This window comes from Streptomyces sp. NPDC028308, assembly GCF_055565855.1.
Genome location: NZ_JBVHTO010000014.1, coordinates 161,663 through 173,771, shown reverse-complemented (window position 1 = coordinate 173,771; position 12,109 = coordinate 161,663). Strand labels below are relative to the sequence as shown.

At 74.0% G+C, this 12,109-nt stretch carries 12 protein-coding genes; 7 read left to right on the top strand and 5 right to left on the bottom strand.

Going from position 1 to position 12,109, the window contains the following annotated elements:
• Positions 1–177: 177 nt before the first annotated feature.
• Positions 178–1,143 carry a pirin family protein gene (locus ACZ4VA_RS31370; RefSeq protein WP_468083378.1) on the bottom strand — a complete coding sequence of 322 codons (966 nt, stop codon included), beginning with the start codon at positions 1,141–1,143 and terminating at the stop codon, positions 178–180.
• 156 nt (positions 1,144–1,299) lie between these two features.
• Here ACZ4VA_RS31370 and ACZ4VA_RS31365 point away from each other — a divergent pair, with 156 nt between their 5' ends.
• Complete coding sequence (locus tag ACZ4VA_RS31365; RefSeq protein ID WP_355793974.1) at positions 1,300–1,647, top strand: tetratricopeptide repeat protein; 348 nt, start codon at positions 1,300–1,302, stop codon at positions 1,645–1,647.
• A 308-nt stretch (positions 1,648–1,955) separates the two neighbouring features.
• Positions 1,956–2,612 (top strand): peptide deformylase, encoded by a 657-nt coding sequence (locus tag ACZ4VA_RS31360; protein WP_355794336.1) that lies wholly within the window; start codon positions 1,956–1,958, stop codon positions 2,610–2,612.
• 229 nt (positions 2,613–2,841) lie between these two features.
• Here the strand turns inward: ACZ4VA_RS31360 and ACZ4VA_RS31355 are convergent, their stop codons facing one another.
• On the bottom strand, positions 2,842–4,275 hold the full coding sequence (locus tag ACZ4VA_RS31355) for a dihydrolipoyl dehydrogenase family protein (protein WP_468083375.1): 1,434 nt from the start codon (positions 4,273–4,275) through the stop codon (positions 2,842–2,844).
• A gap of 151 nt (positions 4,276–4,426) precedes the next feature.
• Here ACZ4VA_RS31355 and trxA point away from each other — a divergent pair, with 151 nt between their 5' ends.
• Positions 4,427–4,825: a thioredoxin gene (gene trxA, locus ACZ4VA_RS31350; protein ID WP_356165353.1), complete on the top strand. Its 399-nt coding sequence runs from the start codon at positions 4,427–4,429 to the stop codon at positions 4,823–4,825.
• Positions 4,826–4,849: 24 nt separating this feature from the next.
• On the opposite strand, the gene ACZ4VA_RS31345 is transcribed toward trxA, so the two are convergent.
• A complete protein-coding gene (locus tag ACZ4VA_RS31345) occupies positions 4,850–6,028 on the bottom strand; it encodes a 4-hydroxybenzoate 3-monooxygenase (protein WP_355788407.1) in 1,179 nt (392 codons plus the stop codon).
• Between the two features lie 18 nt (positions 6,029–6,046).
• Complete coding sequence (locus ACZ4VA_RS31340) at positions 6,047–7,081, bottom strand: LacI family DNA-binding transcriptional regulator (protein ID WP_468083372.1); 1,035 nt, start codon at positions 7,079–7,081, stop codon at positions 6,047–6,049.
• Between the two features lie 189 nt (positions 7,082–7,270).
• Between ACZ4VA_RS31340 and ACZ4VA_RS31335 the strand changes: the two genes are divergently transcribed.
• From ACZ4VA_RS31335 to ACZ4VA_RS31320, 4 genes are all read left to right on the top strand, one after another.
• A complete protein-coding gene (locus ACZ4VA_RS31335; RefSeq protein ID WP_356165349.1) occupies positions 7,271–8,695 on the top strand; it encodes an amidase in 1,425 nt (474 codons plus the stop codon).
• 53 nt (positions 8,696–8,748) lie between these two features.
• The gene (locus ACZ4VA_RS31330; RefSeq protein WP_355792620.1) at positions 8,749–8,967 is read left to right on the top strand and encodes a hypothetical protein; all 219 of its coding nucleotides are present in this window, start codon (positions 8,749–8,751) and stop codon (positions 8,965–8,967) included.
• 133 nt (positions 8,968–9,100) lie between these two features.
• Positions 9,101–10,588, top strand: a complete 1,488-nt coding sequence (locus tag ACZ4VA_RS31325; RefSeq protein ID WP_388905878.1) for an SPFH domain-containing protein — start codon at positions 9,101–9,103, stop codon at positions 10,586–10,588.
• Between the two features lie 129 nt (positions 10,589–10,717).
• Positions 10,718–11,161, top strand: coding sequence for a type II toxin-antitoxin system PemK/MazF family toxin (locus tag ACZ4VA_RS31320; protein ID WP_468083369.1), 444 nt, complete (start codon positions 10,718–10,720; stop codon positions 11,159–11,161).
• Between the two features lie 45 nt (positions 11,162–11,206).
• Here ACZ4VA_RS31320 and ACZ4VA_RS31315 read toward each other — a convergent pair whose 3' ends face one another.
• Entirely contained in the window at positions 11,207–12,037 is an 831-nt protein-coding gene (locus ACZ4VA_RS31315) for a TIGR02452 family protein (protein ID WP_356165341.1), read from the bottom strand.
• Between the last annotated feature and the right edge of the window lie 72 nt (positions 12,038–12,109).

Sequence of the window (12,109 nt, the reverse complement as noted above, 5' to 3'; positions counted from 1 at the left end):
TGACAACAACGGAAACCGCACCGAGACTGTGGGCGCCGGGAGTCCGCCCCGGACAGGTCAGCAGCCCGTACGGCCCGGCAGTCCGGACGGGTCGGCAGCAAGTACGGCCGGGCAGTCCGGACGGGCCAGCAGCCCTTGCGGCTCGGGAGGTCCGCACGGGTCAGCGGCCCGTACGGGTCAGCGCACCCTGCCTCGCGGCTTCAGGGCCACCGGTGGGAGCGCGGGCGCGGCCAGCGGGTCGCCGTCGTACCCCTTGACCTCGCCGAAGCGGGAGCCGGTCATCCAGTCCTCGCGGGCCTGCTCGATCTCCTGTTGCGTACGGCCGATGAAGTTCCACCACATGATGAGCTCCTCCTCGAAGGGCTCGCCGCCGAGGAGCATCAGGCCCGCGTCCGACTCGGCGCGCAGCGGGAGTTCGGTGCGTCCGCAGCCGAGGTAGAGCATCGAGCCGGGGAGCAGCGGTACGCCGTCGACGTGCGCCTCGCCGGACATGGAGAGCACGGCGTACTCGAAGTCGGGTTCGAGGGGGAGCCGCAGGTCGGCACCGCGGGTCAGGCTCAGGTCGGCGCCGACGATCGGGCTGTACGTCGTCCCGGGCGAGGTCGCGCCGTCCAGGCCGCCGAGGACGAGCGTGGCGGTGAGGCCGGGCGCGGTGACCGTGGGCAGTTCGGGGTGGTGCTCGAAGTGCGGGTCCGTGTGCCGGTGCACGTCCGGGAGGGCCACCCAGAGCTGCGCGCCGTGCAGGAGGCGGGCGTGCGAGCGGGGGCTCTCCTCGGAGTGGCTGATGGCGCGGCCCGAGGTCATCAGGCCCAGCTCGCGTGGGCGGATGGTCTGCAGGCTGCCGGTGGAGTCGCGGTGCAGCACCTCGCCCTCGTGCAGCCAGCTGACCGTCTGCAGGCCGATGTGCGGGTGCGGCGGGACCTGCATGCCGGGCTCGTCGGCGATGTCGTCGGGGCCGTAGTGGTCGACGAAGCACCAGGCGCCGACCATGCGGCGGCCCAGGTTGGGCAGCAGGCGGCGGACTTCGGTGGACTCGCCGAGGCGGACCCGGCGGGGGCTGAGGAGTTCCCGTACCGGTTCCGCCACCACGAAGCCGCGGCCGCCGCACGGGGCGGGGACCGCCTCGCGGTCAAGATTGCTCATGGCGCCCAACCTAGCCTCGTCCGGGACCCGTCGTCGTGAGTCCGTCATCCCTCCCCCCTTCGGGGCACGCGCGCCGGTGACCGGCGACCCGCACCGGCAAGAGTAGTGGAATATTCAACCAACAGGGTCCGTTGACGCCCCCGAAGGAGGTCAGCAGTGGACATGACGTACTACGACCACGGGACGGCCGCGGAGCGCTGGGAGCGGGCGCGGATGTTCTTCGAGGCCAAGGACTTCGCGGCGGCCGCGCGGGTGCTGGGCGGGCTGGTCGAGGAGGTGCCGGAGCAGGTCGGTCCCCGGCTGCTGCTGGCGCGTTCGTACTACCACTCGGCCCAACTGCGCCGCGCGGAGGCCGAGTTGCGGGTCCTCGTCGAGCGCGACCCGGTCGAGCACTACGCCCGGCTGATGCTGGGCCGCACGCTCGAACGCCAGGGCCGGCACGAGGAGGCGGAGTCCCACCTGAGGATCGCCTCGGCGCTCGCGGGCGACTTCGAGCGCCTGTGATCCGGGCGGCCCCGCGGGGTCGCGGCGGGTCCTGAGAAGTCACACCGGCTCCTGACCGAGCGGTCACACGAGGAGGCCGGGCGCCTGGCGCCCGGCCTCCTCGCCGCACGTCGGTACGACCGCCGCGCCGCGCACTCCCGCCGCGGGCCCGCACCCGGATCTCACCCCACAGGGCGAGAGCGCGCGTCCGGAGCCACTCCCCCGTACCCTCCGCCCCACCACTGCTCCGCACGCCCCGGACACCTGACTCGCCCCGTCCGCCCGCCTGCCGCCTCGCGTCACACCCGTCGGCTTGGCATCCTGGCCGGATGGCTTCCGCAGACGTCCCCAGCAGCTCCCGCCCGTTGAGCGACCAGGTGGAGGAACTCCTCTCCCGTGAGGGTCCGTTGCCGATCGTCGCCGCCGGGGACCCGGTGCTGCGGCGTGGCACGGAGCCCTTCGACGGCCAGTTGGACCCCGGACTGCTGGACCGCTTCGTGGCGGCGCTGCGCGCGACGATGCACGCGGCTCCGGGCGTGGGCCTCGCCGCCCCGCAGGTCGGCGTACCACTGCGGATCGCGGTGGTGGAGGACCCGGCGCCGGTGCCGGAGGAGGTGCGGCTGGCGCGCGGCCGGGTGCCGCTGCCCTTCCGGGTCCTGGTGAACCCGTCGTACGAGCCCGTCGGCGCCGAGCGGGCCGCGTTCTTCGAGGGCTGCCTCAGCGTGCCGGGCTGGCAGGCGGTGGTGGCCCGGGCGGTTCGGGTGCGGCTGACGGCGCGGGACGAGCACGGCCGCGCGGTGGACGAGGTCCTCACCGGCTGGCCCGCACGCATCGTGCAGCACGAGACGGACCACCTGGACGGCACGCTCTACCTCGACCGCGCGGAACCGCGCTCGCTGTCGTCGAACGAGGCGGTGGCCCTGCGCTGGGCACAGCCGACGCCACGAGAGGCCGCGACGGCCCTCGGCTTCGACCTGCCGACGTGAACAGCCGGAGGCACGGCATGGTGGTGAGGGTCCCCGAGCCATGGCCGATCTCCGGGAACCCTCAGGTCAGAAACCCCGCACCGCCGCACGCGCCGGAACCCCGCCGCGGGACCCCACGCCGAGCCGCACCGATCATCGGCGCTCACCAGCACCCCGGCTGCACACCAAGCTCAGGTGGCACCCCCGGGGACCCCGCGGACGCCCGTCGGTGCGGGCGTCCGCCGGTCGGTCACGCGTCCCGGTAGGCCTCCAGGAGGCGGAGCCACACCTCGCTCACCGTCGGGTACGACGGCACCGCGTGCCACAGCCGGGAGACCGGCACCTCGCCGGCGACCGCGACGGTCGCCGAGTGGATCAGTTCGCCGACGCCGGGGCCGACGAGGGTGACGCCGAGGACCGTCTCGCGGGTGACGTCGACGACCATGCGGGCCCGGCCGCGGTACCCGTCGGCGTACAGGCCGGCGCCCGCGACCGAGGAGAGGTCGACGTCGACGGCGCGTACGCGCAGGCCCGCCTGCTCCGCCTCGGCGAGGGAGAGGCCGACGGCCGCGGCCTCCGGGTCGGTGAAGACGACCTGCGGGACGGCCCCGTGGTCGGCGGTCGCCGCGTGGGCGCCCCAGGGGTCCGTCTCCAGCTGGGGGGCGCCGGAGGCGCGGGCGGCGATGGCGGCGCCCGCGATCCGGGCCTGGTACTTGCCCTGGTGGGTCAGCAGGGCGCGGTGGTTCACGTCGCCGACCGCGTACAGCCAGGTGCTGCCCGTCACCCGGAGGGTGTCGTCGACCGCCAGCCAGGAGCCGGGCTCCAGCCCGACCGTCTCCAGACCCAGGTCGTCGGTGCGCGGCGCCCGGCCGGTGGCGAACAGGATCTCGTCGGCCTCGACGCGCTCGCCGGCGCCGGTCACGGCCGTCACGGTCGCGCCCTCGCGCGTCACCCCGGTGACCGACGTGCCGGTGCGCACGTCCACGCCGGCCTCCCGCAGGGACTCGGCGACCATTTCCCCGGCGAAGGGCTCCATGCGGGGCAGCAGGGCCTCGCCGCGGACGAGGAGGGTGACGCGGGAGCCCAGGGCCTGCCAGGCCGTGGCCATCTCGACGGCGACCACACCGCCGCCGACCACGATCAGCCGTCCCGGCACGGCCTGCGCGCTGGTGGCCTCGCGGCTGGTCCAGGGCCTGACCCGGTCGAGTCCCGGCAGGTCGGGAAGCGCCGCGCGGGTCCCCGTGCACACGGCGACGGCGTGCCGGGCCCTGAGCACGCGCCGCCCGCCGTCCGGCCCCTCGACGGTCACCTCACGGGTCCCGGAGAGCCGCCCGTGCCCCCGGTGGAGGTCGGCGCCGATGCCCTCCAGCCAGCCGACCTGGCCGTCGTCCTTCCAGTTCGAGGTGTAGTAGTCCCGGTGGGCGAGGACCGCGGCGGCGTCGAGGGGGCCCTGCACCGACTGGCGCAGTCCCGGTACGCGGCGGGCGTCGGCGCGCGCGATGACCGGACGCAGCAGGGCCTTGCTGGGCATGCACGCCCAGTACGAGCACTCTCCGCCGACCAGTTCGCTCTCCACGACCGCGGTGGAGAGTCCGGCCGCACGGGTGCGGTCCGCCACGTTCTCCCCCACGGGCCCGGCACCCAGCACCACGACGTCGTACTCGATGGTTTCCGTTTCCGTCATGGGGTCAGTCTGGTAGGTGGTGCGTGCCGTGACCACAACGGGGTGTGCGCCCTGGCCGCACGGGTACGTGCGCGGAATACGCCGTCATGGGGCAGCGTTGTCGACAGCGGCTTGCCCCGAGCCCCGAAACCCAGGAAGAGGGAAACACGCCATGAGCAGCACCGTTGAGCTCACCAAGGAGAACTTCGACCAGACGGTCACGGACAACGAGTTCGTCCTGATCGACTTCTGGGCCGAGTGGTGCGGGCCGTGCCGGCAGTTCGCCCCGGTCTACGAGAAGGCCGCGGAGGCCAACCCGGACCTGGTGTTCGCCAAGGTGGACACCGAGGCGCAGCCCGAGCTCGCCCAGGCCTTCGGCATCCAGTCGATCCCGACGCTGATGATCGTCCGCGACCAGGTCGCGGTGTTCGCGCAGCCCGGCGCGCTTCCGGAGGCAGCCCTGGAGGACGTCATCGGCCAGGCCAGGAAGCTGGACATGGACGAGGTGCGCAAGGCCGTCGCCGAGCAGCAGGCCCAGCAGCCGCAGCAGCCCGGACAGGCCGACGCGTAGGCACCGGCCGGAGCCGTCCGGGGCTCACAGCGGGATCGGCAGCCCCGTGTAGTTGGCGGCCAGTTCCGCTGCCGCCGGACGGGACGCGGTGATGCGGCGCAGCCGGGCGAGCTGGAGGCGTTCCTCGAAGGCGTCCCGGTCCGGCCGCGTGTGCAGCATCCGCGTCATGTCGTACGAGAAGCGGGTCGCCTGCCATACCCGTTCGAGACACAACTCGCCGTAACGGTCGAGGAGTTGGCTCGATCCGGTGAGGTGGAGCTGGGTGAACCCGCGGGCCATGACCCGGACGTCGGACACGGCGAGGTTGAGCCCCTTCGCCCCGGTCGGCGGCACGATGTGGGCGGCGTCACCGGCGAGCAGCAGCCGCCCGTGGCGCATCGGTTCGTGGACGTGACTGCGCATGCCCGTCACGGACTTGGCCGTGATGGGGCCGCGTCGCAGGGTCCAGTCGCCGTCGATCGCGAAGCGGGCGTCGAGTTCGTCCCAGACGCGGTCGTCGGGCCAGTCGCCCGGGTCCGTCCCGTTGGGGACCTGGAGGTAGAGCCGGGAGACGCGGGGCGAGCGCATGCTGTGCAGCGCGAAGCCGTCCTCCCCGCGGGCGTAGATCAACTCCTCGCAGGACGGGGCCACATCGGCCAGGACGCCGAGCCAGGAGTACGGGTACCGGTGTTCGTAGGTGCGGCTCAGCGCGGCGGGGAAGGTGCCCCGCGCGATGCCGTGGAACCCGTCACAGCCCACCACCCAGTCGCAGTGCAGGGACTCCTCGCGGCCCTCGTGCACGAAGCGCACGAGAGGGTTCTCGCTCTCCGGCCGCTCGATCGCCAGGGCCTCCGCCTCGAACAACAGCGGTGGCCCTTCGGCCAGTTGGAGGGCGACGAGGTCCTTCACGACCTCGGTCTGGGCGTAGATGGTGACCGTGCGCCCGCCGGTGAGGACCGGGAAGTCGATGTGGTGCCGTTCGCGGTCGAAGCGCAGCTCGATGCCGTGGTGCACCATGCCCTCGATGTCGAGGCGTTCGGCGGCGCCGCATTCGCGCAGCGCGTCGACGGTGCCCTGTTCCAGCATGCCGGCGCGCTGCCGCCCTTCCACGTGGGCGCGGGTCCGGCGTTCCAGGACGACGCAGTCGATCCCCGTCCGGTGCAGCAGCCGGGCCAGGAGCAGCCCGGCGGGTCCGCCTCCGATGATGCCGACCGTCGTCCGCATGACGCGCCTCCCCGGTGTTCAGCTCGATTCGCGGTGCACGACCCTCGCTCCCAGCACATCGTGCGCCTCCGGTGGGGCGGCCGGTTCGCGCACCGCCCGGTCGACCAGCTCCGCGAGGTCACGTCCGGCCGGCAGCTCGATGTGGACGGTGCTCAGCCGCGGGCGGAGCAGCCGGCCGAGCATCAGGTCGTCGGCACCGATCACGGCCGTCTCCTCGGGGACGATGATGCCCTCGTCCTGGAGGGCCCGCATCAGCAGCATGGCGTACTCGTCGTTGTACGCGAACACCGCGTCCAGGCCGAGTGAACGCCAGTTCCCGGCCAGCCGGGCCGCCGACTCCTCGTCGTAGGCCAGCGGCAGCTCGGTGACGTCGGCGTCCGTGCCGTGCGCGGACCTGCGTACTCCTTCGAGCCGGGGCAGGGAGAAGACCTCGAGGCCGGGCTCCTCGGGGACGACGACTCCGATGCGGCGGCGCCCACGGGCGAGGAGGTGCTCGCCGGCGCGGCGTCCGACCTCTGCGTGGTCCATGAGCAGCGCGTGCGCGCCCTCGACGCGCTCGGTGCCGACGGTGACGACGGCCCGCGCGCCGGAGCGTTTGAGGACGGCCACGCCCTGGCTGCCGAGGTCGCTGCCCGGTACCAGGACGGCGACGGGGCGCAGCTCCGCCCAGGCGCGGGCGGCCTCGTCGCCGTTCAGGCCGACGCTGCCGTACTGCACGACGGTGTAGTCGAGGCGGCCCAGCGCCCCCTGGAGTTCGGTGAGGAACTGGCTGTAGAGCGGGCCGACCGGCACGTTCGGGGCGGGCATCAGCACCATCCGGCTGTGTCCGGCGCGCAGGCTGCGGGCCGCGGCGTGCGGGACGTAGCCGAGCTCCTTGGCCGCCTCGTGGACGCGGCGGCGGGTGGGCTCGCTGATGCGGACGGCGCTGGTGTTGTTCAGGACGTACGAGACGGTCGCGCGGGACACACCGGCGAGGCGGGCCACGTCCGCGCTCGTCGGCACGGGGAGTGGTGCGGGCGACGTCGGGGCGGGGTCGTTCGGTATGGGCACCATGACGGACCGCATCCTTGCAGAAGCCCGGCGCGCCGCTTTGCGCCGGGGGACCCTCCCGTGCCCGCCCCCTGGTCCGGGGTGGCCGTCGGCAGGAACTCCCGCGCGCGGAAAGGAAGTTCGGCGTCCCGTACCGCTGTGGGCGCCCGCACGTTACCGTTCGGTAGAAGCCGCGCATCGGGAGGTGCCCGTATGGCCGACGACCGTGCCCCGGGGCTGGCGGAGTGCGCCCGCGCGCTCGCCGGCGGGGAGCTGAGCGCGCGTGAGGCGGTCGAGCGGTCGCTGGCCCGGATCGAGGCGACCCAGCCGTCCCTGAACGCCTTCCGGCGGCTGCGCGCCGAGGAGGCGCTGGCCGAGGCCGACGCCGCCGACCGGGAGCTTGCGGCGGGCGGCAGGCGCCCGTTGCTGGGGGTGCCGGTGGCCGTGAAGGACGACATGGACGTGGCGGGGCTGCCGACGGCGTTCGGCTGCCGGGGCGAGTTCCCGCCCCGGGAGCGGGACGGTGAGGCGGTAAGGCGGCTGCGCGCGGCCGGCGCCGTGATCGTCGGCAAGACCAACACCTGCGAGCTGGGGCAGTGGCCCTTCACCGAGGGGCCGGCCTTCGGCGCCACCCGCAATCCCTGGCACACCGAGTACACCCCGGGCGGTTCGTCCGGCGGTTCCGCGGCTGCGGTCGCGGCCGGTCTGGTGCCGGCCGCGCTGGGCTCCGACGGCGCGGGCTCGGTCCGCATCCCGGCCGCCTGGACGCACCTCGTCGGCATCAAGCCGCAGCGGGGGCGGATCTCGACCTGGCCGCGCCCCGAGTCGTTCCAGGGGATCACCGTGAACGGCACGCTGGCGCGTACGGTCGCCGACGCGGCCCTGCTCCTGGACGCGGCGAGCGGTCAGCACAGCGGCGACCTGCACCATCCGCCGCTGGTACGCGTGTCCGAGGCGGTCGGCCGCGATCCGGGGCGGCTGCGGATCGCGCTCTCGCTGCGGCCGCCGTTCACGGCGCTGCCCGCCCGGCTCGATCCGCGCGTACGGACGGCGGTCGTCGCGCTCGCTGAACGTCTCGCCGCGCTCGGCCACGTCGTGGAGGAGGCCGAGCCGCGCTACGGACGGATAGGGCTCACGTTCGTCCCGCGTGCCACGGCGGGCATCGCCGAGTGGGTGCGCGAGGCCCCCTTCCCCGACCTCCTGGACCGGCGCACGCGGGAGGCCGCCCGGCTGGGCCGGCTGCTCGGCGGCACGCCGCTGCGGGTCGCGCGCCGGGCGGAGGCCGCGCTGCACCGGCGGATCGGCGCCCTCTTCGACTCCTACGACGTCCTCCTCGCGCCGACGACCGCCGCTCCCCCGCCCCGGATCGGCGCCATGCTGGACCTCAGCGGTTTCGGCACCGACCGCGCCATGATCGCCGCCTGTCCCTACGCCTGGCCGTGGAACGTGCTGGGCTGGCCCGGCGTCAACGTCCCCGCCGGGTTCGTGGGCGACGGACTGCCGGTCGGCGCGCAGCTCCTCGGTCCGGCGCACAGCGAGCCTCTCCTGGTGTCGCTGGCCGCGCAGTTGGAGGACGACCGGCGCTGGCACGTGCACTGGCCGCCGCCCGCCGCTGCCGCCGAGTCCCGCGCCGCGTAGGAGAGTTCGGCGCCGGCACCGTGACCAGCGGCTCCCGGCCGTACGCTGTCGCCATGGACGATGCGTCGATGGTCGGGTTGATGGGGCGGGTCACCGGCACGGTCGGGCCCGGGCTCGTCGGCGAGGTGATCGTCCGGGTGCGGGGCGGGGCCGAGCACTTCCTCGCGTACCCGGCCGCCCCGAAGGAGCGCATCGAGCGGGGCACGGTCGTGATGGTGGTGGAGTACCTGCCGCCGAGGACGGTCTACGTGTCGGCCGCGTACGACAGTTGAGCCGCCCGCGGCCCAGGTGAGGGCCGTAAGCGTCAAGATTGCAACAAGGATCCGCCACCGTGTGTACCCGGGCCCCGCGCGGAGGCACACTCCCCTCGTTCGGTGCCGACAGGGCACCATTCAAAGGGGGCGTATGCCGATGATCGTCGGCGTCGTGGCGGGGGCGTTTGTCCTCGCACTGATCTTCATCTTCGTGGTCTTCAAGCTCATGTGGCGCGTCGCGGAGCCCAACGAAGCACTGATCATCTCGGGTTCGAAGCACCGGACCGAGGGCCTTGAAGAAGGCATGGGGTTCCGCATCGTGACGGGGCGCGGCACGCTGGTCATGCCGGGCGTGCAGGCGGTGCGCAAGCTGTCGCTGGACCTGAACGAGACCGAGTTGTCCGTGGACTGCGTGACCCACCAGGGCATTCCGCTCAAGGTGCGGGGCGTGGTCATCTTCAAGGTGGGCGACGACTTCGTGTCGATCGCCAACGCGGGCCGCCGCTTCCTCGACCAGCAGAAGCTGATGGCGGAGCGGGTGCACAACGTGTTCGCCGGTCATCTGCGGTCCATCGTCGGCGGGTTGACCGTCGAGGACATGATCCGCGACCGGGAGAAGCTCACCGGGCAGACCCGGGCCGCCTGCGGCACGGAGATGGAGAAGCTGGGGCTGATCGTCGACTCGCTGCAGATCCACGAGATCGAGGACCCGACCGGCTACATCAAGAACCTGGCCATGCCGCACGCGGCCGCCGTCCAGCGGGACGCGCGGATCGCCCAGGCCGAGGCCAACCGGCTGGCCACCGAGGCCGAGCAGCAGGCCGCGGCGCGGATGTCGGAGGCCACCCGGGACAGCGAGATCCTCCAGGCCGGCTACCAGGCCGAGCGCGACAAGGCGGCGGCGAAGTCCCGGCAGGCGGGACCGCTCGCCGACGCCGCGTCGCGGCAGGAGGTCGTGGTGCAGGAGACCCGGGTCGCCGAACTGGAGGCGCAGCGGCGCGAGCAGCAGCTCCAGGCGGACGTCCGCAAGCCGGCCGACGCGAAGGCGTACGAGAAGCGCACGCTGGCCGAGGCCGAGCGTGATGTGCGGATCTCCGCGGCGCAGGCCAAGGCGAAGGAGACGGAGCTCGCCGCCGCGGCGGAGGCGACGCGGGTGAAGACGGCCGCGGGCGCCGAGGCGGAGGCGACCAAGGCCCGGGGTGCGGCCGCCGCGACGGCGACGCGTGCCACGGGTGAGGCCGAGGCGGCCGCCGCCCAGGCCAAGGGACTCGCGGCCGCCGAGGCGACCCGCGCGCAGGGTCTCGCGGAGGCGGAGGCCATCAAGGCGCGGGCGGCCGCCCTCGCCGAGAACCAGGAGGCCGTGGTCGCCCAGCAGCTCGCGGAGAACTGGCCCGAGATCGTCCAGGCGGGTGCGAGCGCGTTCAACAACGTCGAGCACATGGTGCTGCTCAACGGCGCCGACGGGATGTCCGACATGTTCGCCAAGGCGCTCACGATGGGCGGCACTGGGCTGGGCCTGGCCCGTCAGCTGCTCTCCTCGATGAACCAGAACGGGACGGCGGCCGACGGGGCCGCCGGCCTCAACGGCTTCACACCGCCGCGCACCCAGAAGGTGCCGGTGGAGAAGGACGACGAGTGAGCTGATCCCGCCGCTGGGCGCCCGGTCCCGGAGCGGCGTCGCGGCCGTGGGCCCTCTCGGGGGACCACGGCCGCGGCGCGTGCGGACCCGCGCGGCGGGCGGGGACCGGTGGCCTCTAACGTGCTCCCTGTGACTGCCAACATCGACGAAGTCCCCGGCCGCTTCGGGCCGTCGGCCACCACGGAGGCCGCCGCCCGCGAGGTCGGCCCGGTGCGGACCGAGTACTCGCCCGCGCACGACGGCGACCCCGACCCGGGCGAGATCGTCTGGACCTGGGTGCCCTACGAGGAGAACGACGGGCGGGGCAAGGACCGGCCGGTGCTCGTCGTCGCCCGGGAGGCCGCGGGCACGTTCCTCGCCGTGCAGCTGTCGAGCAGACGGCACGACGGCGACCGCGACTGGGTGCCGATCGGCAGCGGGCCGTGGGACCGCACCGGGCGCGACTCGTGGCTGGCGGTGGACCGCGTCCTGCGGCTGCACGAGGACGGCATGCGCCGGGAGGCGTGCGCACTGGACCGGATGCGGTTCAACCTGGTGGTGCACCGGCTGCGGGAACGCTACGGCTGGCGCTGACCGCGTCCCGTACGGCGCCGGCGCGGGCCCGCGGGGGCGGTGCGGTCAGGGCCGGCGGACGCCGCCGACGAGGGCGAACGCCTGCTCGAACGCCGCCCGGGTCACCGCGCCCCGGGTCCGGTCGAGCACCCCGAAGACGACGTGGTCGAACGCCCCGGTGAAGCGGCCGCCGTCCGTCAGCAGGGCCCGGAAGGCGCCCGCCACCTGCCCGGGGTCGTTCTGGAAGACGCCGCAGCCCCAGGCGCCCAGCACGAGCCGCCGGTAGCCCTCGGCCACCGCCGTCTCCAGGACACGCTCGGCCCGGACGGCGAGGGCGTGCGGCAGCTCGCCCGCCCGCTCGGGCGCCGTCCGCAGCACGACTCCGGCGTTGGGCGCCGCGGCGGTCAGGAATCCCGCGGTGTAGGGCTCGTCCAGCAGCCGCCCGTGGTCGTCGCGGAAGACGGGCACGCCCGGTGAGTGGATGACACGGTCCGTGTAGAACGGGTCGCGGTGGGTGCGGTGGTGGTCGTAGAACGCGCGGGCGTGCAGCACGCAGGTGTAGAGCGCGGACGCCCGGCACAGGGCCTCCTCCTGGGCCTGCGCGCCGTTCAGATAGCCGCCGCCGGGATTGCGGGCCGAGGCGAAGTTCAGCACGGCGACGGGGCCCGGCAGGCGGCGCGCGGCCTCCAGGCTGCTCTCGCCGGTCACCTCGATCACCGTCTCGACCGGGGTGACCCGTGGCGTCTGCACGGGTTCCGGCCCGTACACGCGGGTGCCGGCGCGGGCGGCGTCGACCGCCGCGGCGATCGGCACCGTGCGTCCGTCGGACGCGCGGTACCGCCCCGCCGCGACGATCTCCTCCGTCTGATGCGCGATCCCGCGCAGCCGTGCGCTCACCGCGCGACCCCCGTACGCGCCGCGAGCGTGTCCCGCGCGATCTCCCCCGTCGTGCTCATGAACGCATCGTGA

Bases quoted from the DNA above. Each gene is read 5' to 3' on its own strand.
- ACZ4VA_RS31345 (WP_355788407.1), bottom strand. From the start codon at position 6,028: ATGCGGACGACGGTCGGCATCATCGGAGGCGGACCCGCCGGGCTGCTC.
- ACZ4VA_RS31370 (WP_468083378.1), bottom strand. From the start codon at position 1,143: ATGAGCAATCTTGACCGCGAGGCGGTCCCCGCCCCGTGCGGCGGCCGC.
- trxA (WP_356165353.1), top strand. From the start codon at position 4,427: ATGAGCAGCACCGTTGAGCTCACCAAGGAGAACTTCGACCAGACGGTC.
- ACZ4VA_RS31355 (WP_468083375.1), bottom strand. From the start codon at position 4,275: ATGACGGAAACGGAAACCATCGAGTACGACGTCGTGGTGCTGGGTGCC.
- ACZ4VA_RS31340 (WP_468083372.1), bottom strand. From the start codon at position 7,081: ATGGTGCCCATACCGAACGACCCCGCCCCGACGTCGCCCGCACCACTC.
- ACZ4VA_RS31360 (WP_355794336.1), top strand. From the start codon at position 1,956: ATGGCTTCCGCAGACGTCCCCAGCAGCTCCCGCCCGTTGAGCGACCAG.
- ACZ4VA_RS31335 (WP_356165349.1), top strand. From the start codon at position 7,271: ATGGCCGACGACCGTGCCCCGGGGCTGGCGGAGTGCGCCCGCGCGCTC.
- ACZ4VA_RS31330 (WP_355792620.1), top strand. From the start codon at position 8,749: ATGGACGATGCGTCGATGGTCGGGTTGATGGGGCGGGTCACCGGCACG.
- ACZ4VA_RS31325 (WP_388905878.1), top strand. From the start codon at position 9,101: ATGCCGATGATCGTCGGCGTCGTGGCGGGGGCGTTTGTCCTCGCACTG.